The sequence below is a fragment of the Gramella sp. MAR_2010_147 genome (assembly GCF_900105135.1).
Lineage (GTDB): Bacteria > Bacteroidota > Bacteroidia > Flavobacteriales > Flavobacteriaceae > Christiangramia.
On sequence record NZ_LT629741.1, the window covers coordinates 2,613,116 to 2,639,996 of the forward strand.

Genomic DNA, 26,881 nt, shown 5'->3' on the forward strand with positions numbered 1-26,881 from the left:
CTGTAAATCTAATTATTCAGACAGCTTTTTTTATTTATTGTATTAATCGCTTATCCAATTACATGGATGTCACTAAACTCTTTATCTATTATAATTGTCCTTTCTTCGGCATTATACTCCAAATTTTCTAATGCCACTTCTTCGTTCTCAAAAATCACTTTTTTGATCTCGAAAGGAAGGCCGTGAAATTTAAGTTTGAATTTTGAATAGGGCGCTGAATATTTTCCGCTTTTATGCTGTTGTATGATGAGCCCGTCTTCTTTTCCTGTGAGCTTAAAGGTTCGCAGACTGTAAATGTTCTGGCGGTATTCGTAACCATCATGCGCATCTTCATAGAATTCTGAGCTCTCTTTACCTGCTTTATAGTAAATATCCAGACTTATTTCGTCAATTTCAAGTTCATCTACATACTGCTGAACCGGATATTTAGGGATCACAGCTCCTTCTTTAATATAAATAGGAATGGTATCTAAAGGAGCATCTACCCACATTTCCTTACCTCCTGTTATTAATTTGTCATTCCAGAAATTATACCACCTACCGCGAGGAATATACATTCTTCTTCCCTGAACATTTGGTTCCTGAACAGGACACACCAGAATTTGGTTCCCGAAGATAAACTCATCAGATCTATAGTGTGTTTGAACATCTTCCTGATCAAAATATACCAGAGGTTTTAAAATTGGCAGGCCTTCATCTACATATTTATGAAATGCCGTGTAGAGATAAGGCAAAAGCTGGTATCTTAATTCTACATATTTTCTGGTAATATCAAGAACTTCCTCCCCAAAGAACCATGGCTCCTGTTCCCCATGATCGCCGGAAGAATGTACTCTGCAAAATGGATGAAAAATACCTAATTGCAGCCATCTGGTATAGAGTTCTCCGGAAGGCTGTTCAGCGAATCCGCCAATATCAGATCCTGCAAAGCTCATCCCGCTCATACAAAGTCGCTGTATCTGGACGTTTGCTAACCATAAGTGTTCCCAGCTTGCAATATTATCACCTGTCCAGGTAGAAGTATAACGTTGCCCTCCAGAGTAATTTGCACGGGTAATAATAAAAGGTCGCTTAGGAAAATTAAATTTCTTAACCCCCTCATAAGTTGCTCTGGCCATCTGCATTCCATAGATATTATGGGCTTTACGATGACTGCACTTGTGACCATCAAAATCATGCCGTACATCTAAAGGGAAGGTCTTTCCCGGAACCTCCATAACGGCAGGTTCATTCATATCATTCCAAACCCCTTTTACACCAATATCCCCTATTAGTTCTCTATACAAGCCGCTCCACCATTCTCTAACTTCAGGATTGGTGAAATCTGGAAAATAACATTCACCGGGCCAAACTTTCCCTCTCATGTAGGGGCCATCGGCTCTTCGGCAGAAATAATCATTATCAAGAGCTTCTTTAAAAATATTATAGTTGAGGTCTATTTTTATACCTGGATCAATGATGGCAACTGTTTTAAAACCATCTTCTTCCAGTTCGCTAACCATTCGTTTAGGATCTGGGAAGTATTCCTTATTCCAGGTAAAACAGCGAAACCCATCCATATAATCTATGTCCAGATAGATGGCATCACATGGAAATTTCAATTCTCTAAATTTAGAAGTGATCTCCTTAACCTTACTTTCCGGATAATAACTCCATTTACACTGGTGAAAACCTAAGGCCCACATAGGAGGTAATTCAGGTTTCCCGGTGAGATCAGTATAGGTTGTAAGCACATCAGACATCTGCGGACCATACATGAAATAGTAATTCATTTCTCCGCCATCTGCCCAAAAACTGGTCACATGCCTTCTTTCACTGCAAAAATCGAAATGAGTTTTAAAGGTGTTGTCAAAGAATATTCCATAGGAGATATTTCCATGAAGTCCCATATAGAAGGGTACAGCCTTGTATAGTTCGTTGGTGTCTTTCCCATATGCATACTGGTCTGTATTCCATAAGCTCAGTCGCTTTCCCTTTAAATTAAAATTGGTGGGCTTATCACCAAGACCGAAGAAATTTTCCTGGTCTTTGGACGATTTACTCATTTTTACAAAATTACCTCCAAATTCAAAGCTCTCTTCCCAGTGAAAACCCAGTTCATCTTCTAAAATGGGTTTCCCGTTAAGCTCATACATCCCAAGCCGAATATCATCTTTTGCCACTTTGCAAAGAAATTTTTCTGTTGTGATCACTACATGGGTTTCATTTTCGTCTACTTTAAGCTGATTAAATCCATGTGGATGATCTTCGTCTACCGCATACGAAAAATCGTGATCAAAAATTCCGTTAGTAGAATAACGCATTCGCAACATATTATCCCGAAGCACGGTAATTTGTAGCCTTACCCCGTTTTTAGTGACGAAGTTTATGGTGTCCTGGTCGTGCTCATATGATATTAATCCGTTGGGGTATAGATTCCCCTTATGTTCCAGTTCTGTATTGGTAATCATAGTCTTACAGTCTTTTTAGCTAATTACAAAAGAAGTTTATTCCCGTGAATTATTGTGCGCTTGTTCATAAAATTTCAAAAACTACTGTGCCTAATGGCGGAATGCTTATTTTAGCTGAATGTGCTCTGCCGTGAAATTCTTTCTCTTCAATCTTGAGGCTTTTGTTTTTTACGCCTGAACCGCCATATTTCTTATCGTCTGAATTGAAGATTTCCTTCAATTTTCCTGAAGCAGGAAGTCCGATGTTGTAATTCTTAAGGAGCGTTGGAGTGAAATTACAAACAACGACCAGGGATTTTTTTGGATCGTTCCCTTTTCTTATATAGCTCAAAACTGAATTCTGACTATCGTTATAAGCGATCCATTCAAACCCATCTGCCGTAAACTGTTTCTCATGCAGGGCCGGTCTTGTTTTATATAGTTTATTTAGATCTGTAAGTACTTTCTTAATTCCCTGATGAGGTTCATATTCGAGCAAATGCCAGTCCAGGCTGGTGTTATAATTCCATTCGCTATATTGCCCGATTTCAGCTCCCATAAAAAGTAATTTTGCCCCGGGATGCGTGAACATATAAGAATAAAGTAGTCTTAAATTGGCAAATCTTTGCCAATCGTCTCCGGGCATTCTTCCCAATAATGAATTTTTCCCATACACTACTTCATCATGGCTAAGCGGTAGCGCAAAATTCTCTGTGAAGGTATAGGTCATACTGAAGGTGATATCATTTTGATGATGCTGCCTGTAAATAGGATCCTTTTTGAAATACTCCAGTGTATCGTGCATCCAACCCATCATCCATTTCATTCCAAAACCAAGTCCGCCAAGATCTACAGGCCTGGAAACCATGGGGAATGAGGTAGACTCTTCTGCAATGGTCTGCACTCCTTCAAAACTTTTATAAACTTCGGTATTTAGATCGCGAACAAAACTCACCGCATCCAGATTTTCTCTTCCGCCGTGCTCATTAGGTTCCCATTCACCATCTTCCCTGGAATAATCCAGGTAAAGCATGGAAGCAACGGCATCCACGCGTAAGCCATCTGCATGGTATTTATCTAGCCAGAAAATAGCGTTGCTTATAAGAAATGACCTTACTTCGTTTCTACCATAGTTAAAGATCAAACTTTTCCAGTCTGGATGATATCCTTTTCGAGGGTCTGGATGTTCATACAGATGAGAGCCGTCAAACTGACCTAAACCGTGTTTGTCTTCGGGGAAATGTGATGGAACCCAGTCCAGGATCACACCAATTCCAGCCTTGTGAAAAGCATCCATGAGATACATAAAATCCTGAGGGTCTCCAAAACGTGAGGTTGGTGCAAAATATCCTGTTAATTGATAACCCCATGAAGGATCGTAAGGATATTCCATGATCGGCATAAATTCTACATGGGTGAAACCAACTTCTTTTACATAAGAAACCAGTTCATCGGCCATTTCAACATAAGTGAGGGAACGATTTTCATCCATATTTCTTCGCCAGGAACCTAAATGAACTTCATAGATTGAAAAAGGATTATTTAGTCCGTTCTTATTTTTTCTGGCAGACATGTATTTTTTGTCTGTCCATTTATAGTCAAGATCCCAGACAATAGAAGCAGTGTTTGGCGGGTGTTCGCATTTAAGTGCGTATGGATCTGCCTTTTCAAATTTTAAATCATTATTATGAGAATGTATCTTGTATTTATATTTTGCACCTTTTTCTACACCTGGAATAAATCCTTCCCAGATGCCACTTTCATCCCATCGAACATTTAAAGGGTGTTCATCTTCTGTCCAGTAATTAAAATCTCCAATTACCGAGACTGATTTTGCTGAAGGTGCCCAAACCGAAAAGTAAACTCCTTTCTCTCCATCAACTTCAAGAAGATGCGCTCCAAATTTTTCATAGAGGCGATAATGTTTACCTGATTTAAAGAGTGAGATGTCAAAATCTGAAAATAAAGAGTGTACCTGTACTTCTTTCTTCATAGTTGGTTTTATTTAACCCATGGTTCCTAATTCTGGGATATATTTCAATTGAAATTCATCAATGTGTTTTTCTAATTAACAATATTCGAGTAAAAATTTTACTTGATGTTTGTTTTCAGTGTTAAGATGTTTTGCCTATCTGTTCTGGACTTAACTTTCTAACATTATTTTATAAAACACTCTAGGATTTCTTTCATAGAATACGCACCATCATATTAATGTATTATAATGTTTCGTGAAACCTTGGGTTTTTAAATTTAATAAACAGTTTCTGAAAATGAGATGTAATTTTCAACTTGTTTGAATTTTTGACAACTAACTAAGCTTTAGATAGTTAATATTTTGTGATTACGTTGATTTTGTTTGAGTATTATTTATTTTTTTCGGAATTTAGGGAATGCTCCGCTGCATGAACTTCATGAGATGAACGAAAATCAATCAACATGAAATTCAACAAAATATCTTTACCGTACGTCAGGGTTGTTTTAATTTTTTTAATAATTATAGGTATAACTTCCTGTAAATATGATAGAAAAGAGGAAAAGGAACAACCTGAAAACACAAAAATTGAAGAATCCTCTGAAGCAAAATCCTCGAATGAACTAATAAGCATAGTCACTAACTCCATGGAGTTTAAAACTAAAGATCGGTGGGAATCTGGATGGAAAACGATAAAGTATAAAAACAATTCTAATGAAACTCACTTCATTCTTTTTGATAAATATCCCGAAGGTAAAACTATTAAAGATGCAGAAAGAGAGGTAGGACCTCCTTTTCAGGAAGGAATGGATCTTATTAATGCAGGTGAAATTGAAAAAGCCAGTGAGGCATTTGGAAAATTGCCAGAATGGTTTCAGGAAGTTGAATATAAAGGGGGAGTGGGATTGATATCTGCTAAAAGCACCGCCCAGTCTACTATTTACTTGGAGCCGGGAACTTATATTATTGAGTGCTATGTCAAAATGCCTAATGGGGTGTTTCATAATACTGACGGAATGAGTAAACAAATTGAAGTTATTAAAGCAGATAGTTTAAAGCTCGATCTTATAGAGGATTATATCATTGAGCTGGATGCAAATAAGGGAATTGTATTTAAGGAAGTGGTTTCTCCGGGAGAGAAGACATTTAAAGTAGAGTTTGGAGAGCAAAAGCTTCATGAGAACTATGTAATGAGTGATGTGCATCTGGTTTGGGTAGATGATGGAGCAGATATTTCAAAATTAAACAGCTGGATGAACTGGGCAGATCCTAAAGGTTTGCAAACTCCTGCACCCGAAGGTTTTAAATTTTTAGGAGGAATGCAAGAAATGAATAAGGGAGGTGTGGGGTATTTTACGGTGAATTTAAAATCTGGTAATTATGCGCTTATCGCCGAAGTTCCAGATCCTCAAAGTAAGGGTTTATTAAAAACTTTTACTGTGAATTGAAATGACTGAAAACCTTATAATAATAGAATGAAACAATTTAAGTTTCGATCAGAATTTAAAAGACTACTTCACTCTATCAGTTATGATCAAATAAATATCATTTGTTCTGCCTCTTAATTACCGGGTTGTTTCAGGCTATCTAATTTATTTGGAGCAATGGGTGCTGGCACAGCATTATTTACCGGCTTAGTACTCAGTAAATATTTAAACATCGATTCCAGGTCTTCATCTGTCAATTTTCCGAAATTCTCCCATGGCATTGGAGGGAGCATCATTCTGCCTCCCTTATCACCTTTAAGTTTACCTTCTCTCATAGCAGTTTTCCAACGTTCCATCGTCCAGTTTCCAATTCCAGTATCATCTGAAGTTATATTCGCAGCAAATGAAACTCCCCAGGGGCCAACGGCGGTAGTTAGATCACCGCTCATTAACATCCAGCCACTTTGAAGTGCTGCCGAATTAATAGGAGGGAGGCTGTCTCCAGCCTGATGACCACTTAATGCGAGTTCAGGGATCTCCTGGGGTCCTCTTTCAGTCATTCTCTTTGGTGAATGGCAATCATGACATCCAATAGTTTTTACAAGGTATTCGCCCCGTTTGATACTATCTTTTATGGTCATTTTCTTTTTTTCAGGTACGTCCTCGTAATTTTTATCATTACAAGATGTTGTTAGAATGAATAAAAATATTACCGGCACCAGGTTTAGGTATCTATTTCTATTTAATGCGAGATTTAAATGAGCGTCTAACATAGTTCTTAAAGTATTGGTTGATAGTTACTTTAAATTAATTTAAAATACTGTAATACAGTAAAATAACCGATGAATTTATCTGAAATTCGATAATCTACAATACTTATAAACCTGATGTGGGATGAATCTGTGAGAATATTACTTTTGTAGTATGCATACAGATAATTTGAAACAGGGTTTTTTCGGAATTGGAATTCAAAATGGTAAAACTCCTGAAAATCTTGGCGTTTTATGGCGTTCAGCCCAGAATATGGGTGCTAGTTTCATTTATACTATTGGAAACCGATATTCAAAACAGGCTTGTGATACCCATAAGGCGGTAGGGGCGATGCCTTATTTTCATTATAACACTTTTGAGGAGTTTTACGCGCATTTACCTAAAGGAGCTATGCTGGTAGGAGTAGAACTTACCAATGAGGCCCAGCCCCTTGAAGAATTTAAACACCCAAGACGTTGTGTTTACTTACTGGGAGCAGAAGACCATGGACTGTCTAATAGGGCTATAGAAAAAGCCCATTATCTCGTTAAATTTAGATCTACTTTAAGTTTAAATGTTTCAGTCGCCGGAAGTATTGTAATGTATGACCGGGGAATGAAAACTGAATTTTCAACCTAAATTTTAGTCTAAGAAGCTTTTTCTTCTTGAAATAAATTCTTTTCCTTGATCATTTTGGCGGTTAGTCCTGGAACCATATTTTCCCATTTATGGTCACCTTCCCTAATCATTTCATATACTTTTCTTGGGTGTATGTCCAGGGAAGTCTCGTCGTAATCTTCTATATCTACCAGTTTATCATTATCTATAAAAAACTTGTATAATTCTTTTACTCTTGGATGAACTTTTAAATTTTCACTGGTAATGATCTTCCCTGTTTTTTCATCTTTAATAGGATATAAATATACCTTGAGACTTTTAAAGAATAATTTACCAAAGGCTTCTAATATACCACCACTAAGATGCCTGTAATACTTCTCATTAAAAATATCGATGAGATTATCAACTCCCATGGCAAGTCCTAGTTGTTTTTTGGTGTGTGAAGAGAAATATTCCACAACTTTATAATATTCCTGAAAATTGGAAATCATTACGGTTTGCCCCGATGCACATAGAAGATCAGCGCGATCAAGAAAATCTTTTTCATCAATTTCACCTTCCGCTTTTAAATTATTTAAGGTCATTTCAAAAATAACCACCGTCTTATCTGGATCTACTTCTTCCTCTTCCAGAAAAAGTTTTCTCGCAGACATGTACATATTCAAATTCAGATTGGTTACAGGTCTAAAACTTCCCCTTAAAGTGAGGATGTTTTTTTTGTACAGCACATTTGCCGGTAAAATATTATTGCCTTCAGTAGAGAACATGACGGCCTCGGTAATTCCTTCCTTTACAAGTTCCAGGCTCATGAGTCTATTATCTACATCTTTAAATACAGGTCCCCTAAAATTGATGGAATCAATTTCAATCTTATCAACACTAAGGTGGTCATACAGTTTTTTAATGAGCATTTTAGGATCATCGCTTTGATAAAAAGCAGCATAGATTAAATTTACGCCCATAATTCCCAGGCTTACTTGTTGATGTGACGCATTATTTTCATGAAATTGAACGTGCAACATGATCTCACTATATTCCTGCTTGGGTTCTCGTTGAAATTTTATCCCAAGCCAGCCGTGACCTTTATATTTCTTTGCCCAGTCTATGGTTGCTACCGTATTGGCATAACTGAAAAATAATTTATTAGGATATTTTTTTCTGGAAAGACGTTGCTCAATTAGTTCAGCCTCATAGTCTATCATTCGTTTTAACCGGGCCTCGGTAACATACCTGTTCTGTGGATCCAAACCATAAATGGCATCACTAAAATCCTTATCGTAAGCACTTAAAGTTTTGGCTATGGTTCCTTTCGGGTTTCCTGCTCTAAAAAAATGACGAACTGTTTCCTGCCCGGCTCCGATCTCGGCGAAAGTTCCGTAGATATTTTCGTTAAGATTTAACCTCGTACATTTATTCTCTATAGATAGAATATTCTGAAATTCGTCTTCACTTAGCTCAGCCATTTAAAAAACTTTGATTTTTTGGTTTCTGAAAGTTAGGAATATTAAATTTTCTGATGGCTCTTTTTAAGTAATGTTTAAAATAATTTTGGGGATTTTAAGACTGATTAACCGGGATGTAATCAATGTATTTGAGGAGTAAATTAAAGAGAAATAAATTTACAAAGCTATGCGTAGTGGATTAAATTCCTTAAAAATGAGAAGCTTTAGTTTATTTGAAATTCCTATCCTTTTATAAAAAATAGTGTGATATAAATAAGTGTCTTGACTTGATCCTGAATTAAAGTTAAGAATGATATTTTTTAGACCTTATCTGTAGCTACCTTGTAGGTTGGATCTTCAAGGATATTCACTTCTATAAGGGCATCAGCATTCTTTAATAATCTTCGACAATCATTACTTAAATGTCTTAAATGAACTTTTTTACCAACTTTATTGTACCGTTGAGTAACCTGATTTAAAGCTTCAATAGCAGACATGTCTGCAACGCGACTATCCTTAAAATCGATTATTATCTCTTCAGGATCGTTTATAACATCAAATTTTTCTGCAAAATTAGTGGTAGAAGCAAAGAATAACGGGCCATATATTTCATAGTGTTTTACGCCATTTTCATCAATACTTTTTCTGGCTCTAATTCTCTTGGCACTTTCCCATGCAAAGAACAATGCCGATAATATAACTCCCACCAGCACTGCTAACGCCAGGTTGTGAAGAATAACAGTTATTAGTGCAACTATAATTACCAGGAAAATATCTTTCTTGGGAACCTTGTTGAAGATCTTTAAACTGGCCCACTCAAAAGTTCCAATTGCAACCATGATCATTACTCCTACAAGAGCTGCCATTGGTACCTGTTCTATTATGGGAGCGCCAAATAATACAATAGCGAGAATGGTAAAAGCTGCAATTATTCCAGATAATCTAGCTCTGGAACCGGCAGATAAGTTAACAAGGGTTTGGGCGATCATTGGGCAGCCTCCCATACCAAAGAAGAATCCATTTAGTACGTTAGCGCCCCCTTGTGCAATACATTCTCTGTTACCATTTCCTTTAGTCTCAGTAATTTCGTCTACCAGGTTTAAAGTAAGTAAACCTTCAGTTAATCCTACTGCAGCCATGATCATAGAATAAGGCGCGATTAGTTTCAATGTTTCCAGATTTAACGGGATATTAGGTATATGGAAAGGAGGGAATCCACCACTAACAGACGCGATATCTTGTACTGTTTTAGTATCTATTCCTAAGAAATATACTAAGATGAATACCACGATTATCGCCACTAATGAAGAAGGAACAGCTTTGGTAAGTTTAGGTAGCAATACTACAATAGCAATAGTTAAGGCTACTAAACCGGCCATGATGTATAATGAAGTTCCGGTGAGCCATACAATATCACCATTAACTACCGTTTTAAACTGGTCTAACTGAGACATGAATATAATGATCGCTAACCCGTTCACAAATCCAAACATTACGGGATGAGGCACTAAACGTATAAACTTTCCAAGCTTAAAAACCCCAATTATAATCTGAATAGCACCTGCTAAAGCTACCGCTGCAAGGACGTATTCCAGACCATCAGATTTCATTAAAGCAATTAGAACAATAACTGTCGCGCCGGCACCTCCGGAAATCATTCCAGGTCTTCCTCCAAATATAGCCGTAACCAACCCCATTATAAATGAAGCATATAGCCCCATTAGTGGAGGGAATCCAGCTAGAATTGCAAACGACAGGGATTCAGGAATCATGGTCATTGCCACTGTAAGTCCTGCAAGCACTTCCGTTTTATAGTTAACCTGTTGCTTGAAATCGAATAAGTTGAAAACTTTTTTCATAATGAAGATTCATCAGCTGAATTTAAGAAGCGGCAAAAATAGTCATTAAAAATAGAAGCGCAACTCTTTGAAAGTTTAGATTTTTATTTTTATTAAATTATGATTTTCAGTGAGTTATATTGTTATAATGGGCAGAATCTTTAAATAAAATGCTGAATATTCAAGCTCGTGAGAGTCAATTGTTAGAAATTCAATAAAGATTAGGTAACAGATTACAAATGAAATACCTTTGCAAAAATTAATATTATGGCACATAAAGCCGGATTTGTAAATATTATTGGTAATCCCAATGTGGGAAAATCAACGTTGATGAACGCTTTTATAGGTGAAAGACTTTCCATAATCACCTCTAAGGCACAAACAACACGTCATAGAATTCTTGGAATCGTGAATGGTGAAGATTTTCAGGTGATCTTAAGTGATACACCTGGAATTATTAAACCCGCTTATGAGCTGCAGGCTTCTATGATGGATTTTGTAAAATCTGCTTTTGAAGATGCCGATGTATTGATCTATATTGTTGAAATAGGAGAGCAAAGTCTAAAAGATGAAGCTTTTTTTAATAAGATCGCCAATTCTGAAGTTCCAGTACTTTTATTGCTGAATAAAATAGATAAGTCCAATCAGGAACAACTGGAAGAGCAGGTTGGTTACTGGAAAGAGAAAGTTCCAACTGCAGAGATTCATCCAATTTCAGCCCTGGAAGGCTTTAATGTTTCTGAAGTTTTTAATAGAATTATAGCATTGCTTCCAGAGTCGCCGGCTTTTTATCCAAAAGATACTTTAACAGATAAACCAGAGCGCTTTTTTGTGAATGAGATTATTCGTGAAAAGATCTTAATGCATTATAAAAAGGAAATCCCTTATAGCGTAGAGATTGAAACCAACGAATTCTTTGAAGAGGAAAAGATCATAAGAATGCGAAGCATTATCATGGTAGAAAGAGATACGCAAAAAGGGATCATTATTGGCCATAAAGGTGCAGCACTTAAGAGAGTTGGTGTGGAAGCCAGAAAAGATCTTGAGAAATTCTTTGGGAAACAGGTACACCTGGAATTATACGTAAAAGTGAATAAAAACTGGCGTAGCGATTCCAACCAACTTCGTAGATTCGGATATACAGATAAGAAATAAACTTTTCAGCTTAATGTAAGGAGCAGATATATTGGGATAAATCCCTTAATTTTGCCTCCAGAAATCAATTTATAGTTATGGGCAATATTGTCGCTATTGTGGGTAGACCAAATGTTGGTAAATCAACTTTTTTTAACCGACTTATTCAGCGCCGCGAGGCAATCATAGATTCGGTAAGTGGGGTTACCCGGGACAGGCATTATGGAAAGTCTGATTGGAATGGAAAGAAATTTTCCTTGATAGACACCGGCGGATATGTGAAGGGGAGCGATGATATCTTTGAAGCTGAAATAGACAAACAGGTAGAGCTTGCGATAGACGAGGCAGATGCCATTATTTTTATAGTAGACGTAGAGTCTGGAGTAACACCCATGGATGAAGAGGTGGCCGTTTTGCTTAGAAAAGTGAATAAACCGGTACTGCTTGCTGTGAATAAAGTTGATAATAATAAGCGACTGGCAAATGCGGTAGAATTCTATTCTTTAGGTCTGGGCGAATATTTTCCAATTGCCAGTACTAATGGTAGTGGAACTGGGGATCTTCTGGATGCACTTATTGAAGCGCTGCCTGAAATTGAAGAGGAAGACGAATCTGAACTGCCTAGATTTGCGGTGGTAGGAAGGCCAAATGCTGGAAAATCTTCGTTTATCAATGCCTTAATTGGGGAAGATAGATATATCGTTACTGATATTGCAGGGACCACACGAGATTCTATCGATACAAAATATAACAGATTTGGATTTGAATTTAACCTGGTAGATACTGCCGGGATCAGAAGAAAATCTAAGGTAAAGGAAAATTTAGAGTTTTACTCGGTAATGCGATCGGTTCGTGCTATTGAGAATTGCGATGTGTGTTTAGTGGTTTTAGATGCAACCAGAGGTTTTGATGGTCAGGTTCAGAATATCTTCTGGCTGGCACAAAGAAATCATAAAGGGATCGTGATCCTGGTTAATAAATGGGATCTGGTAGATAAGGAAACCAATACCATGAAGGAGTATGAAGCGATGATTCGTCGTGAAATAGAACCTTTTACAGATGTTCCAATCATATTCATTTCTGTATTGACCAAGCAGAGGGTCTTTAAAGCCATAGAAACCGCTGTAAAGGTCTTTGAAAGCCGTAGCAGGAAGATCAAAACACGTCAGTTTAATGATGTGATGTTACCTATTATTGAAAAAAATCCGCCACCGGCCTATAAAGGAAAGTATGTGAAGATCAAATTCTGCATGCAATTACCAACACCGCACCCTCAATTTGCATTTTTTTGTAACCTGCCTCAATATGTAAGAGATCCTTATAAGCGATTTATTGAGAATAAGTTAAGGCAGGAGTTTGATTTTGAGGGGGTTCCAGTTTCTATCTTTTTCAGGAAAAAATAACGGTCTGGGTTAAACCATTCAAAGCATCATTAGTCTTAAGATTAGCCAGTAATTAGCCTATTGCGCAGTTATTGGTTTTTTCTGTTCATGTAATATGCCTAATCAATGCGTTTTTACATCTTTCTGCTACTAATTTTAATTAGTTCAAATAGTTTCTCACAGGAATTTCAGATTACCGGGAAAGTTGTCGATGATTCTTCAAATCCCCTGGAGTCTGCCACTATTTATACTGAAAAGCCCGGCGATAGTAGTCTGGTGAGTTACACCATTTCAGAAAAAAATGGGGAATTTTTACTCAAAGGAAATACGGAAGCAGCAAATCTCAATCTTATAGTAAGTTATAATGGTTATTCTCCATACCAGCAATTAATTAAAATTCAGGAAAATATAGTTGTTGAAGATATTCTGCTTCAGCCGATGGATAACACGCTTGATGAGGTTACACTTACTGCCTCACGAGCTCCTGTCACCATAAAAAAAGATACGCTCGAGTTCAACGCTGCCTCTTTTGATACCCGCCAGGATGCAAATCTGGAAGATTTGATGAAAAAACTTCCGGGAGTAGAGGTAGATTCAAATGGAAATATTAGTGTGAATGGTAAGCCGGTATCACGAATTCTTGTGAATGGCAAAGAGTTCTTTGGGAACGATCCTCAAATTGCTACGAAGAACCTTCCAAAGGAGATCATAGACAAAATTCAGGTGACCGATACCAAAACCAAAAGTGAGGAGTTTACTGGAAAGGCCGGGAATCCAGATGATAAAACAATCAATATTGAGCTAAAAGAAGATAAAAATAAGGGGTATTTCTCCAGATTAACTGCGGGGGAGGAACAGATGATCGTTACGAGCTAAGTGGTATCGGGAATTACTTTAATGATGACATGCGTGTTAGTATTCTGGCGAGTTCTAACAACATTAATAGTTCAGGATTTAGTTTTGACGAGGTTTTTGATATGATGGGAGGAAATGCCAGAAGCATAAGTTTTAATGGCAATGGCTCGTTCAGTATCAATGGTACCGGATTTGGGAGTAGTGGCGGCATTACAAAATCTGAAACTGCCGGTTTCAATTTTGTAAATGAATGGGATAATGAAATGGAGTTGAGTGCAGATTATTTCTACGGAAGAAATGATACTGAAACCAGAACCCGAGTAGAACGGGAAAACATTCTTCCAGATTCAAGATATTTTACAAATTCTACTAGTTCCAGTAACCTTATTAATGATAGTCATAGAGCTAATTTGCGTTATGAGGTAGAATTTGATACGCTTACCAAACTTTCTGTCGCCCCTAGGTTCAATGCGAATATTGGGACTTCTTTTAGAGATCGAAATGAAGCGACGCTGGATGAAAATATGAATTTGCAAAACACGACTAGTGTAGATGAAATGGAAGCGTTGAACAGCGCAAATTTCTCTAATAGTATGGATTTTATTAAGCGTTTTGGTAGTAAAGGCTCTTATCTTCAAATAGATGTGAACCATTCGCATAGTAAACAAGAAAATGAAAATATCTATTTTTCTGAAAGTGTTTTTGTAAATGCTCCGGAAAATAATATGATTCAGGATCAATTTATAGATCAGGATGAAAACTCAAATTCATTTGGGGTAGGTGCTTCAAAACGCAGTGTGTTAGCCGAGCAGCTTTTTCTAGATCTTAATTACGATTTCTCTGCTTCCGAAAGCAGAAATACACGGAATGTTTTTGATGCGGTTGACGGGGATTATACAAATTTCAATGAATTGTTGAGCAATGACTTTGAGGTAAGGAGTTTTAAACATACCCCAAATGCCGGGATCAATTACGAAGGAGAGGTTTGGCGAATTGATACTGAAATTGGACTTTTAAGTACTACCCTTAAAACTGAAAATTTTATTGATGAAGTTTCTTTCAATAATACCTATAACAACATTTTTATAGATGCCGATGTTCGATATTCCATCGAGCGTTCCAAAAGTATAAGTCTGGGATATAGTACAAATGCAGATGTGCCGTCGGTAAGGCAATTACAGCCGGTAGAAGATCGTACAAACCCTTTGAATATCGTCGTTGGTAATCCTGAACTGGAGCCAACTTTTAACCAGCGAATAAATTTCAATTTCAGGAATTTTGATTTTGCTACACGGAGTGGATTTTTTGGATATATGTATGCTAATTTCACAGATAACCAGGTGGTGGCCACAAGCAATGTGGAAGATTTTGTTAGAACCACGACCTATACGAATGTAGACGGTGTTATAAACGGAAATCTGGGAGGCTCTTATAGTAAAACCTTTAAAAAGGATGCCAGGGAGTTGCGGTTAAGGTTAAGGATGAATACCGCTTATAATCGCAATGTAGGTTTTATAAATGCCGTAAAATATAAATCTGACCAATTTAGTTTGAGTCCTCGATTTCAATTGACGTATGCTATTGATGAGCTCTTTGAAATTAATCCTGCCTATACTCTTAACTATAACGATATAACGTACAATATTAACAGTGGGAGAGACCAAAGTTACACCAATCACACACTATCACTGGAGACCACGACCTACTGGCCTAAAAATGTAGTTTTTGGTAATGATATTTCTTACAATCAATACGGAAATGTTGCTCCCGGCTTTGATAGCACGTCTCTATTATGGAATATGAGTCTGGGCTATCAGTTTTTAAAAGATCAGGCAACTCTTAAGGTGAAAGTTTATGATCTCCTAGATCAGAACGTAGATACCAGGAGGCTTGTAGGAGACGATTATATACAGGATGTAAATAATCTTGTGCTGCAAAGATATGGTATGCTAAGCTTCACTTATAAATTAAGCAGTTTTGGTGCCGGTGAAGCTCCTAGCAGAGGGGGTAGAAGAATGAGAAGATGATTTTCTAATTAAATTCCATAAAATTATTGATTTTCAGGCCTTAAAAGTCCGATTTTTCCATACTGAAATAATGTTCCTCGTTATACGTCTAGAATATCGTTTACTCGTCGATTATTTTTTGAAATAGCTATGTAACTCTTTATATTTAAGAGAGTTGAATATTAATTCAAAACAGGCTATGCTTATGGAAATTTTTACCGATTTTGTTCAAAATTATAAAGGATCGCTGCAGGGCTTAAATATCTTTGCTAAGATAGGAGTTACTCTTGCCTTAGTATTGATTCTTCTTGCGGTAGCTGGAGCTATTGTAAACGTGATCGTTCACAACTTATAATCTTTGGATTGCAGACTTTATGTCTTAATTTAAGACCATCATTGACTTATATTTTAAGCCAACAGATGGTTTTTTGCATTTAATCGGTAAAAATTAAACGATATAATATTCTTTCATTTTAATGTTTAGAGCGTCTGTAAAAGGATCTTATCAAGCTTTAAATCTATTTAAATTCGTACGGTAGATTAGATCATCTATTACCTACCATTCAGTTTATATATTAATTTTCATAAGTATCAATTAAGGCTGCGGGAAGGACGATGGTAATAGTTGTCTTTTTCTGTGCTTTTAATTCAACTTTGCAAAGAATACTAGTGAAATTCCTCCAAAGGATAGAGAAGGCAGAATTCTTCCCAAAAAGATTGATCTCCATTTTTTCTGAATCTTATCAATAGATCCTAAATCATTTAAAAAATGACTGAGATTATAATGAAATAAAAAAACCCGCTTCAATGAAACGGGTTTTTAAAGGTGGTGCCTCCAGGAATCGAACCAGGGACACAAGGATTTTCAGTCCTTTGCTCTACCAACTGAGCTAAGGCACCAGTTGCTTGTTTAAGCGGTGGCAAATATAATTTCATTTTTAGGAACTCACAAAGGAATTTTTAAAAAAATGCTTTTGTACTTTTGTCTTTCTATAAAAAATGGAATGAATTTAGTTGTCGATGCCGGGAATACCTTTGTAAAGACTGCTGTTTTTCAAAACAGTACGCTTTTGGAAAAGCATGTTTTCAGGAAAGAAGATTTTTTAAAAAATTTTCAGAATCTGAGAAAAAAGTTCCCTGAAATCCAAAAATCGATACTTTCCAGCGTTACAGCTTTAGATGAATTGCTGGAAAATGAAGTAAAAAAGTCTTATCCTTTACTTCATCTGGATGAAAAAGTGAAGCTCCCCTTTAAAAATAAATATGGCACCCCGGAAACTTTAGGAAAAGATAGAATAGCACTGGTCGCTGCAGCAGTAAATGAGTATCCTGGAAAGAATGTTTTGATCATAGATGCAGGAACCTGCATTACATACGATTTTAAAACCAGGGAGGAAGTTTATCTGGGAGGTGCTATTTCCCCCGGATTGGAAATGAGATTTAAAAGCTTGCACAAGTTTACCGCAAATTTACCGTTAGTTAAACCGAAGCCGGAAGCTGAATTGATCGGTAATTCTACTGAATCAAGTATTTTATCCGGAATTATTAATGGAATCAAAATGGAATTAAAGGGAAGTATAGAATCTTATAGCTCTAAATTTGAAGATTTAACAGTTATTTTCACAGGAGGGGATAGTCAAATTTTGTCTATACCATTAAAAAATAGCATATTTGCCAACTCAAATTTTTTGCTAGAAGGACTTAATTTCATTCTAGAATTTAACAAGACTCAATGATAAAACGATTTATAGTAATCGTAGCTTTATTTTTAGCTTTTACTGCAGAAGCGCAGGAAAATGTATCCTCGCCTTATTCTTATTACGGTATTGGTTTAACAAATTTCAAGGGGACGGTAGAGAATAGATCTATGGGTGGCTTGAGCATATTCAATGATAGTATACATATGAATATTCAAAACCCTGCCAGTTATGGAACTTTAAAAAGAACGAACTTTACAGTAGGTGCAAGCCACGATCGCATAAAACTGGAAACCAATGATGCCAGTGATAATGCGAAAATATCTTCACTGGATTATCTTGCACTGGCGTTTCCGGTTAGTGACAGGGTAGGAGTTGGTTTTGGGGTGTTGCCTTATACATCTGTAGGATATAGAATTCTTGATACAGATGAAGGATCTGCAAGTTTACTGAATGGTAGAGGAGGGATGAATAAAGTTTTTCTTTCCGCAGGGGTTGCTGTTACAGAGGAGTTAAGCCTTGGTGTGGATGCAAATTATAATTTCGGAAACTTTCAGAATTCTCAAAGTATTAATCGGGAAGGTCTTCAATATGGAACAACCGATGTGAATAGGTCTGACATTAAAGGATTTAGCTTTAATTTTGGAGCTAATTACCAAAGAGATATTTCAGAAAAGTATAGATTACACGTTTCTGGATCTTATGCGCCTTCTATAAATCTGGACTCGGAGAATGCAAGAGCCATTTCTACGGTTGATTTCTCCTTAGGAACAGGAAGAGTAATAGAAGTAAGGGAGTTGGATCTGGCTGATACTCAATTTGAGAACCCTTCAAAATTAACGATTGGAGCAGGTATAGGAGAAAAAAATAAGTGGTTTGCAGGGGCTGAGTATTCTAATGTTGGTTCATCTTCTTATGAAGACAGCTTTAGGTTTAGAGGGGATGGAGGAGCCTATGAAGATGCTTCTCAATTCTCTGTAGGTGGATTTTATGTTCCTAAGTATAATTCTTTCACAAGTTACTTAGAAAGAATTGTTTATAGAGGTGGATTTCGATATGATGAGACTGGATTGATGATCAATAATGAGTCAATTGATGAGTTTGGCATATCTTTTGGACTAGGTTTGCCAGTTGGATTAGATTTCTCCAATTTAAACCTTGGAATCGAGCTTGGACAGAGAGGTACCAAGAATTCCGGTTTGATTCAGGAGAACTTTTTAAGGCTATCTGTAGGATTGTCTTTAAATGACAAATGGTTCACGAAAAGAAAATTTAATTAACCATACAATAAACAAGAAGATGAAAAATAGATTTTTAGCTCTAATAACGGTTGCCCTGGTTGGATCAGGGTCTTTGAGTGCACAATCTGGTGATTGTGCGACAATGGCTGCTTTAGCATATGATGATGCTAAAGCGAAAAATTATGACGCTGCGTATCCGGCTTTAATGAAAGTTAAGGAAGAGTGTCCTAAATACAGCCTTGCAACTTACCAGTATCTGGAAAGAGCAATCGAAGATAAAATACGTAAAGCCGAAGAAGGCGATAAAAATGAATTAATTGAAGAACTAATTTCAGTTTGGGAAACCAGACTTGAATTATATCCTGGTAAAACTGAAAAGGCAAGAGTTTATACAGACATTGCTCAGTTGAAGTATGATAATAAAATGGGGTCTAAGGATGAGCTTTTCATGGCTTTCGATAAGGTTTGGAATGAAGACAAAGAGAATTTCACCAGTCCTAAAGGTTTATATGCATATTTTGATCTTGTAGTTGAAATGCAGGATGAAGGTGAAAGATCGCTTCAGGATGTATTTGACATGTATGATAGAGTTTTCGCTAAGATTGAAACAGAAGAAAATGCGGCTGCCGAAAATCTTGCGCCACTATTAAAGAAGCAGGAAGAAGGAGAAGATCTGTCTACTAAAGAGCAAAAGCAAATTAAGTATGCAGAGATCAATCTTAAGAACTATAGTAACGTAAAAGCGGCACTTAACGCTAAGCTTGGTGCTCGTGCAGATTGTGATAACCTGGTACCACTTTATAAGAAAGATTTTGAAGCTAAGAAAACAGAAGTTACCTGGTTAAAGAATGTGAACGCCAGACTTTCAGCTAAAGATTGTACTGAAGATCCATTATTCGTACAGGTGTCTGAAGCATTGCACCAATTAGAGCCATCTGCAAAATCTGCATATTCTTTAGGTCAGTTAGCTGAGTCTGAAGGTAAAAGTTCTAAAGCACTAGAGTACTATAATGAAGCTGCTGAATTGGAGACTGATAAATCTGACCAGGCGAAGATCTACTATAGAATTGCAAACAACTACAAAGATAAGGGTAGCTATGGTCAGGCCAGAAGTTTTTATAGAAAAGCCCTGAATTCTAAGCCATCTCTGGGTAGTGCATATTTACAGATCGCGAACATGTACGCTAAAAGTGCTAATAACTGTGGTGAGGATGCGTTTTCTAAGAGAGCCGTATACTGGTTAGCTGCAGATTATGCTTCAAGAGCTGCAAGAGTAGATCCATCTATCTCAAGTAATGCAAATCAGGCTGCTGCTGCCTACAGAGGTAGAGCGCCTCAGAAATCTGATGTATTCCAGTCTAGTAAAAATGCTGGTGATGCGATTTCAATAGGATGTTGGATCGGTGAGACAGTTCGTATCCCGAACCTATAAGATGAAACTCACATATAGTAATATAATTTCAGGCATTGTCACGCTCATAGGCGTGACAATGCTTTTTTCATGCGAAGGTAATTTACAGGAAGTAAGAGCCTTCAGTATAGAGGAAGATGCCCCTCAGGCAATTGCCGAAGGTATTAACCTGAAATTTACAGATTCTGGCAGATTGGTAGCAACCTTAAAAAGTGCAAAAATGCTGGATTATACAAATAAGGCATTTCCTTACCGGGAATTTCCAGATGGAGTAGAAGTAGAGTTCTTTGATGAGCAGGATCGCAAGAACACCGTAAATGCAGATTACGGGATTGTTTATGAGGCGACAAAGCTAATTGACTTGCAGGGAAATGTGGTGATAATTACAGCAGATAGTACAAAGTTAGAAGCTAGTCAGTTATTTTGGGATCAGGATAGAAGCTGGATATTTACAGACAAGCCAAACACTATTAGGTTTCCAGATGGATCTTATACAGAAGATCTCGGTTTTGATTCTAATCAGGATTTCACTAATTTTCGTTCAAGAACCAATACGGGCATACAAATTATAGAAGAGGAGAAAAAAGATGAGTAAGTTTTTCAGGTATTTCGAATATGCATATTTATTGTTCGCAGCATTTTTTCTTTTTGAAGCCTTTAGAATATGGGGTGAACAGAGAAACAGAGCTTATTTGTTCCTATTCTTTGTTTGTGTAGCTATCTTTATGTTCTTCTTTAAAAGACGGTTTAGGCGAAAATATGAAGATCGAAATAAATAACCTGAATGGAGGTTGATATACTTATTATAGTTTGCTCTCTATTGCTTTCTGCTTTTTTTTCAGGGATGGAGATCGCTTACGTCTCGTCCAATAAGATCTTTATTGAAATTGAAAAAAGGCAGAACGATTTTTTAGCCAAAGTTCTTAAAAAACTTACCAAAAAACCTTCCAAGTTTATTGCCACCATGCTGGTGGGTAACAATATTGCACTGGTAGTCTATGGTTTTTTTATGGGAGACCTGCTTATGGCCTGGTTAAGCGGTTTAGAGCCGCAGAGCGGTTTTGTGAATTATATTATTACAGATCTTAGCCTGCTCACGCAAACCATTATTTCTACTTTAATAATATTGTTCACAGCAGAATTTCTTCCGAAAGTATTCTTCCAGATCTATGCGAATAGTATGTTGAAGCTCTTCGCGGTGCCCGCCTATATCTTTTATATAGTTTTTAGTTTTGTTTCTTCATTTGTAATCTGGATCTCAGATATTATTCTAAAGCGTTTCTTTAAAACCGATGGTGATGAAGTGCAACTCGCGTTTAGTAAGGTAGAATTGGGGAACTTTATAAGCGAACAGATGGAAACAGTTGAGGAGTATGAAGATGTAGATAGTGAGATACAGATATTTCAAAATGCTTTGCAGTTTTCCGATATCAAGGCGCGGGAAGTAATGATTCCCAGAACCGAGATTATTGCGGTAGACCAAAGTCAGGCACCCAATGATCTTGTTGAAACTTTCACTGAAACCGGACTTTCTAAAATTCTAGTGTATAATGAAACCATAGACGATATTATTGGTTATGTACATTCTTTTGAATTGTTTAAAAGACCGAAATCTATAAAATCCATGCTGCTTCCGGTAGTTTTTGTGCCCGAAACCATGTGGGTGAAAGATGTCCTTAATATTCTTATTAAAAAGAGGAAAAGTATAGCGGTAGTTATTGATGAATATGGAGGTACTAGTGGAATGATGACTGTGGAAGATATTGTAGAAGAGCTTTTTGGTGAAATTGAAGATGAGCACGACTCTGCAGTATTAATAGAAGAAAAATTAGGGGATGCCCATTTTAAGTTCTCCGCAAGATTAGAGGTAGATTATCTTAATGAAACTTACAAGACCGAAATTCCTGTCGGAGAAAATTATGAAACCCTTAGTGGTTTTATCGTGAATCATACCGAGGAGATTCCGCAGCAGGGAGAGGTGATTAACATAGAGGATTTCGAAATAAAGATCCTGGAAACTTCCAATACTAAAATTGAACTGGTAGAGCTTAAAATTAATCCTGAAGATTAAAGTTTTTACCTGATATTTTCCCTGGGGCTTGGTTCCCGCATTAATTGGTTTCAAGAAATTTTTTATAGTTAAGAATTTGCTAATTTTAAATTTTATTATTAGCCTAAAAACCTTATTTTCGCCCCCTATATTTTGACAAATTTTATATTCAAATGGCAGTATTAAATAAAATCAGACAAAGGTCTGTTTTCTTGATTATCATTATTGCATTGGCCTTATTTTCTTTTGTATTGGCAGATGTGATTAGAAATGGAGGAATGGCTTCTCAAAGTTCCCAGAATACCATTGCAACTGTAAATGGTACTGAAATAAGCAGAGAAGAGTTTGCACGTGAAGTGGAAAACTTTGAAAGAAACATGGGGAACAACATGAGTACCACTCAGGCTGTGAACCGTATCTGGGATCAGAAGTTAAGACAGGTGATCTTAGAGGAGGAAGTTGAAAAACTTGGAATTAGAGCGGGAGAGGCTCAGGTTACACAACTTGTTCGTGCTCAAATGGCAAACAATCCAAATTTCACCAATGAAGCGGGAATGTTTGACGAAAATAGATTGAGGGAGTATGTGGCAAATTTGAAGGAGACTTCACCACAGGCTTACGAGCAGTGGCAACAATTCACCTCTAATCTAGCTCAAACTGCCAAGATGAATAGTTACTATAATATGGTTGGAGCCGGAGTAGGTGCAACCCTGTTAGAAGGTGAACAGGCATATAGACTTCAGAATGACAATATTAATATGAAGTTTGTGCAGATACCATACTCATCAATACCAGATACTGAGGTTGAAGTAACTAAATCTGATATTAAAACTTACCTGGATAATCATTCTTCACGTTTCGAGACAGAGGGTTCAAGAAGTCTTCAGTATGTAATATTTGAGGAGAGTGCTTCAGGAGATGATAAAAGCGAGGCTAGAGAATCTCTTGGTTCTTTAAGAGAGCAGCGTGTAGAATACAATGCTGCGATAAGCGCCAATGACACACTGCCTGGATTTGATAGTACCGATGATTATGCAGATTTTATTGGTAATAATTCAGATTTGCCATTTGATAATAGATTCAAATTCAGAAATGATTTTTCAGGAGAAAATGCAGAGGCGATCTTTAGTTTAAACGAAGGTGAAACTTACGGGCCATACGAAGAGAATGGATACTGGAAGTTGAGCAAAGTGATAGAGACCAAAAATATTCCAGATTCAGTAAAAGCAAGTCATATTCTTGTGACCTATCAGGGGTCTCAACTTGGCGCAGATGTTAGCCGTTCTAAGGATGAAGCGCAGGCTTTAGCAGATAGTATTGCCGGTGTGGTAAGAGCTGATAATGCGAAATTCGCCGAATTGGCTTCTGAATATTCTGCAGATACATCTAACAAAGAACAGGCCGGTGATCTTGGGTATTTTGCACCTGGAACCATGATACCTGCGTTTGATAATTATGTTTTCGACAATAATAAAGGCGATGTTGGTGTGGTAGAAACTCCATTAGGATATCACGTGATTTCTATTGATGATCAAACAGAAGCTGCCAGAGCGGTAAAAGTGGCAACTTTAGCAAGAGAGATCCAGGCATCTGAGAAAACAATGAATGATCTTTTTAATGAAGTAACGAAATTTGAAATTTCGGCTTCTGAAGGTGATTTTTCAGATGTTGCTAAAAAAGGAAACTATGAAGTACGTACTGTAAAAGATGTGAAAGCATTAGAGGAAAATATTCCTGGTGCCGGTGCGCAGCGAAGAGTGATCCAGTGGGCTTTTGGAGAAGAGGCAAAAGTTGGTAATGTTAGAAGGTTTGATACTAATAATGGCTATATCGTAGCGCAGTTAACTTCTAGCAGGGATAAAGGTCTTATGAGCGTAGAAGAAGCTTCTGGGGAAGTAACTCCAATTTTGAGGAAAGAGAAGAAAGCTGAGTTGATCAAACAAAGGCTAAAAGGAAATACGCTGCAGGAGATTGCAAGCAATCAGGGAGTGAGTGTTCAAACTGCAGATGCAGTTAACCTTAATAATCCTACTCTTGCCGGTGCAGGGGAAGAGCCTGAAGTTGTTGGAGCTGTGTTCTCTTTAGATTCAGGGAAAGTGAGTGCTCCAATTGCTGGAGAAAAAGGAGTATATGTAGCTGAATTAGTGAGCAAATTTGAAGCTCCGGCAATGGATTCTTATAAAGGATTTGCACAGCAGGAAAGTGCAGCTCGCAGAGCTCAGGCCACGATGAGAGTTTTTGAAGCTCTTAAGACGAAAGCAGAAATTGAAGATAACAGAGCTAGGTTCTACTAGACTTCTGGATTTATGATAATAAAAAGCCTCAGCATATGCTGGGGCTTTTTTATTTGATAAGTTCCTGATATTCGAATATCGTTTGATATCCCTTTTTTCTAAAGTATTCTTTTTCTTCTTTACCACCAGTGGCAAGTATAAAATCGCCTCCCCAGCCACCAAGACTTTTAATAACTCCGGGATAGTCCGGAAATAATTCAGTTTGTATACGTGGCAGGTTAATCGCTTTGGAGATCAAAGATTCATGAGCTTTCAGAAAGAGCTTGAATTCTTCCAGATTTTCGCTTTTAATGATCTGTTCTGTTATTCCTGAAATTTTATTGGCGAGATCCTGAATATTCTCAATAGGCTGATTTCGATAATGTGCGATCGCCTCCCTGCTGTTTTGTTTTTTGTTTAGGTAAACTAAGAAAAGATCATTTTTAAATGGCGGATTAAAATCTGCAGTAAAGCTTACAGGTCCATTTTTGGTCAATTGATAAGTTATAGGGAAATCATTGCCTGCTGCGGCGATATCATAGCCGCTGCCTCCAAAACTTGCTTTTAATAAATTATAAGGATCGATCTCCAGCCATTGAGCAATATTGTTGATTAGGGTAGATGAAGTTCCAAGTCCCCATTTTCGGTTAAAGTCAAGTCTGGTGATTATCTTATATCCTTTATGATGAAAAGCTTGTGCATTTTCTCTGTATGCTGAAGATAAGATCTGCTGAAGACGTTTTGCAGTTTCAGTTGTTTCGAGATTTTGTTTTGTTGAGAGTGTAATCGGCGTGAAATTCCCATTTTCAATTTTGAAATCTGACTGAAACCAGATATTTTCATTTTCGTCATAGCTAATCCAGGTTAAATTACCTGTTTTACCTGTTAAAACTTCCATGCTCTGTCCCAGTTTTGTAGGTAATGCCAGGGACTTTGCTCCATTTAATACGGCATATTCTCCGGTTAGCAGTAATTTCCCATTACTTCTAAATTTTTGCATTAAGCTCTCATTTTTTCCAGTTGCTCTATTACGCTACTATGAGTAATAGTGTGATGTGTAAAATACTCTACCATATCTTCTTTTTCTTTATCTGTCGCCTGATTTTGATTAAGAATATTCATCAGGTGCATCTTCATGTGGCCTTGCTGGATTCCTGTAGTAGTTAGGGATCTTAAGGCGGCAAAGTTTTGAGCCAATCCGGCTACTGCAGTGATCTGCATTAAATCTTTTGCCGATGGTTTTTGAAGTATGTCTAGTGCCAGTTTTACTAAAGGATGCAAACTTGTGAGTCCGCCAACGGTTCCAAGTGCCAGTGGGATCTCCAACCAGAATTTAAAGATTCCATTCTCCACTTTAGCATGAGTAAGACTTGAATACTGCCCATCTTTGGATGCATAAGCATGGATACCTGCTTCAACCGCACGAAAATCGTTTCCGGTGGCCAGAACCACAGCATCAATACCATTCATCACACCTTTATTGTGAGTTACTGCCCTGTAAGGCTCGATTTCAGCAATTCTAACGGCCTGTATAAATTTTTCTGCAAATTGTTCTCCTGTCATGTTGCTGTCTTCGGAAAGTTCAGCTACGGGACAGGACACTTCAGCCCTAACAATACATTCTGGTACATAATTAGAAAGAATGCTCATGATGATCTGGAGATCTTTTTCTTCCTTATTAAAAGTCTCGGCATTTGATGCTTCTTCCTGAAGAACTTCGGCAAATTTCTCCAAACAGGAGTTAATGAAATTAGCACCCATAGAATCCCGGGTGTCAAATTTCACAAATAACTGATAGTAATTTTCAAGATCCTCGGTTTTATCTATAAGTTCGATATTTAAGATTCCACCGCCTCTTTTTTCCATATTTCGGGTGATAGGCTTCACAGCTTCCCGAAGTTTTGGTTCTATGTCCTTGAATAAATTTTCAAGTTTTGGGTAATCTCCCCTGAATAAAAAATGTACCTGACCTATTTTCTTCTGGTTGATCACCGTTGCTTTAAATCCGCCGCGCTCACTCCAGAATTTAGCCGCTTTACTGGCTGCGGCAACTACAGAACTTTCCTCGATCGCCATTGGCAGCACATAGTACTTTCCGTTGATAAGAAAATTAGGTGCCAGGCCTAGTGGTAAGTAGAAGTTAGAAACCGTATTTTCAATAAATTCATCATGAAGCTTTTGTAGCTTTTCATCATCATTCCAGTATTGTTTTAAAATAGGGATAGCCTCGCTATTATCGTGTAAATAATTTTTTGCCAGCCATTCTATTTTCTCAGTTTTGGTAAGTTTTGAAAATCCGTTTACGGGCTTTGTCATTTTTTAGGTATTTCAGGAGTTCAAAGATACAAAGCATATT

At 37.2% G+C, this 26,881-nt stretch carries 22 protein-coding genes and 1 tRNA gene; 14 read left to right on the forward strand and 9 right to left on the reverse strand.

Going from position 1 to position 26,881, the window contains the following annotated elements; genetic code table 11:
• Window positions 1-50 precede the first annotated feature (50 nt).
• Both BLT95_RS11845 and glgB read right to left on the reverse strand, forming a co-directional pair.
• Window positions 51-2,450 carry a glycoside hydrolase family 31 protein gene (locus tag BLT95_RS11845; protein ID WP_089666384.1) on the reverse strand — a complete coding sequence of 800 codons (2,400 nt, stop codon included), beginning with the start codon at window positions 2,448-2,450 and terminating at the stop codon, window positions 51-53.
• 64 nt (window positions 2,451-2,514) lie between these two features.
• Window positions 2,515-4,422 (reverse strand): 1,4-alpha-glucan branching protein GlgB, encoded by a 1,908-nt coding sequence (glgB, locus tag BLT95_RS11850; protein ID WP_089666385.1) that lies wholly within the window; start codon window positions 4,420-4,422, stop codon window positions 2,515-2,517.
• 443 nt (window positions 4,423-4,865) lie between these two features.
• Between glgB and BLT95_RS11855 the strand changes: the two genes are divergently transcribed.
• Entirely contained in the window at window positions 4,866-5,849 is a 984-nt protein-coding gene (locus BLT95_RS11855) for a hypothetical protein (RefSeq protein ID WP_089666386.1), read from the forward strand.
• A 113-nt stretch (window positions 5,850-5,962) separates the two neighbouring features.
• On the opposite strand, the gene BLT95_RS11860 is transcribed toward BLT95_RS11855, so the two are convergent.
• On the reverse strand, window positions 5,963-6,601 hold the full coding sequence (locus tag BLT95_RS11860; protein ID WP_089666387.1) for a hypothetical protein: 639 nt from the start codon (window positions 6,599-6,601) through the stop codon (window positions 5,963-5,965).
• Between the two features lie 151 nt (window positions 6,602-6,752).
• On the opposite strand from BLT95_RS11860, the gene BLT95_RS11865 reads away from it, so the two are divergent.
• Window positions 6,753-7,217, forward strand: coding sequence for an RNA methyltransferase (locus BLT95_RS11865; protein WP_089666388.1), 465 nt, complete (start codon window positions 6,753-6,755; stop codon window positions 7,215-7,217).
• A gap of 8 nt (window positions 7,218-7,225) precedes the next feature.
• On the opposite strand, the gene BLT95_RS11870 is transcribed toward BLT95_RS11865, so the two are convergent.
• Together BLT95_RS11870 and BLT95_RS11875 are read right to left on the reverse strand one after the other, a co-directional pair.
• Window positions 7,226-8,659 (reverse strand): nicotinate-nucleotide adenylyltransferase, encoded by a 1,434-nt coding sequence (locus BLT95_RS11870; RefSeq protein ID WP_089666389.1) that lies wholly within the window; start codon window positions 8,657-8,659, stop codon window positions 7,226-7,228.
• 299 nt (window positions 8,660-8,958) lie between these two features.
• Window positions 8,959-10,497 carry a SulP family inorganic anion transporter gene (locus BLT95_RS11875; protein ID WP_089666390.1) on the reverse strand — a complete coding sequence of 513 codons (1,539 nt, stop codon included), beginning with the start codon at window positions 10,495-10,497 and terminating at the stop codon, window positions 8,959-8,961.
• A gap of 246 nt (window positions 10,498-10,743) precedes the next feature.
• On the opposite strand from BLT95_RS11875, the gene era reads away from it, so the two are divergent.
• The 5 genes from era to BLT95_RS14410 all read left to right on the forward strand — a co-directional run bounded on the left by era (window position 10,744) and on the right by BLT95_RS14410 (window position 16,208).
• Entirely contained in the window at window positions 10,744-11,631 is an 888-nt protein-coding gene (era, locus tag BLT95_RS11880; protein WP_089666391.1) for a GTPase Era, read from the forward strand.
• A 77-nt stretch (window positions 11,632-11,708) separates the two neighbouring features.
• Window positions 11,709-13,013 carry a ribosome biogenesis GTPase Der gene (der, locus tag BLT95_RS11885; RefSeq protein ID WP_089666392.1) on the forward strand — a complete coding sequence of 435 codons (1,305 nt, stop codon included), beginning with the start codon at window positions 11,709-11,711 and terminating at the stop codon, window positions 13,011-13,013.
• Window positions 13,014-13,118: 105 nt separating this feature from the next.
• Window positions 13,119-13,868: a carboxypeptidase-like regulatory domain-containing protein gene (locus BLT95_RS14500; RefSeq protein WP_231896365.1), complete on the forward strand. Its 750-nt coding sequence runs from the start codon at window positions 13,119-13,121 to the stop codon at window positions 13,866-13,868.
• Between the two features lie 29 nt (window positions 13,869-13,897).
• A complete protein-coding gene (locus BLT95_RS11890; protein ID WP_231896366.1) occupies window positions 13,898-15,874 on the forward strand; it encodes an outer membrane beta-barrel protein in 1,977 nt (658 codons plus the stop codon).
• Between the two features lie 184 nt (window positions 15,875-16,058).
• Entirely contained in the window at window positions 16,059-16,208 is a 150-nt protein-coding gene (locus BLT95_RS14410; RefSeq protein WP_172822591.1) for a hypothetical protein, read from the forward strand.
• Window positions 16,209-16,428: 220 nt separating this feature from the next.
• Here the strand turns inward: BLT95_RS14410 and BLT95_RS14340 are convergent, their stop codons facing one another.
• Window positions 16,429-16,581, reverse strand: coding sequence for a hypothetical protein (locus BLT95_RS14340; protein WP_157718056.1), 153 nt, complete (start codon window positions 16,579-16,581; stop codon window positions 16,429-16,431).
• A gap of 99 nt (window positions 16,582-16,680) precedes the next feature.
• Window positions 16,681-16,753 (reverse strand) — tRNA-Phe (locus BLT95_RS11900).
• Window positions 16,754-16,857: 104 nt separating this feature from the next.
• On the opposite strand from BLT95_RS11900, the gene BLT95_RS11905 reads away from it, so the two are divergent.
• From BLT95_RS11905 to BLT95_RS11935, 7 genes are all read left to right on the forward strand, one after another.
• Window positions 16,858-17,589 (forward strand): type III pantothenate kinase, encoded by a 732-nt coding sequence (locus tag BLT95_RS11905; protein WP_089666916.1) that lies wholly within the window; start codon window positions 16,858-16,860, stop codon window positions 17,587-17,589.
• A complete protein-coding gene (locus BLT95_RS11910; RefSeq protein WP_089666394.1) occupies window positions 17,586-18,830 on the forward strand; it encodes a hypothetical protein in 1,245 nt (414 codons plus the stop codon). Before BLT95_RS11905 ends, BLT95_RS11910 begins: the two co-directional genes overlap by 4 nt.
• A gap of 19 nt (window positions 18,831-18,849) precedes the next feature.
• Window positions 18,850-20,223, forward strand: a complete 1,374-nt coding sequence (locus BLT95_RS11915) for a hypothetical protein (protein ID WP_089666917.1) — start codon at window positions 18,850-18,852, stop codon at window positions 20,221-20,223.
• Between the two features lies 1 nt (window position 20,224).
• Window positions 20,225-20,797 carry an LPS export ABC transporter periplasmic protein LptC gene (gene lptC / locus BLT95_RS11920; RefSeq protein WP_089666395.1) on the forward strand — a complete coding sequence of 191 codons (573 nt, stop codon included), beginning with the start codon at window positions 20,225-20,227 and terminating at the stop codon, window positions 20,795-20,797.
• The gene (locus tag BLT95_RS14505) at window positions 20,790-20,981 is read left to right on the forward strand and encodes a hypothetical protein (protein ID WP_089666396.1); all 192 of its coding nucleotides are present in this window, start codon (window positions 20,790-20,792) and stop codon (window positions 20,979-20,981) included. Before lptC ends, BLT95_RS14505 begins: the two co-directional genes overlap by 8 nt.
• Window positions 20,982-20,986: 5 nt before the next feature.
• Window positions 20,987-22,273 carry a hemolysin family protein gene (locus BLT95_RS11930; RefSeq protein ID WP_089666397.1) on the forward strand — a complete coding sequence of 429 codons (1,287 nt, stop codon included), beginning with the start codon at window positions 20,987-20,989 and terminating at the stop codon, window positions 22,271-22,273.
• A 152-nt stretch (window positions 22,274-22,425) separates the two neighbouring features.
• On the forward strand, window positions 22,426-24,546 hold the full coding sequence (locus tag BLT95_RS11935) for a peptidylprolyl isomerase (protein WP_089666398.1): 2,121 nt from the start codon (window positions 22,426-22,428) through the stop codon (window positions 24,544-24,546).
• A 49-nt stretch (window positions 24,547-24,595) separates the two neighbouring features.
• Here BLT95_RS11935 and BLT95_RS11940 read toward each other — a convergent pair whose 3' ends face one another.
• Together BLT95_RS11940 and BLT95_RS11945 are read right to left on the reverse strand one after the other, a co-directional pair.
• A complete protein-coding gene (locus BLT95_RS11940) occupies window positions 24,596-25,525 on the reverse strand; it encodes a GYDIA family GHMP kinase (RefSeq protein WP_089666399.1) in 930 nt (309 codons plus the stop codon).
• The gene (locus BLT95_RS11945) at window positions 25,525-26,841 is read right to left on the reverse strand and encodes a hydroxymethylglutaryl-CoA reductase, degradative (protein WP_089666400.1); all 1,317 of its coding nucleotides are present in this window, start codon (window positions 26,839-26,841) and stop codon (window positions 25,525-25,527) included. Before BLT95_RS11945 ends, BLT95_RS11940 begins: the two co-directional genes overlap by 1 nt.
• Window positions 26,842-26,881: the final 40 nt, after the last annotated feature.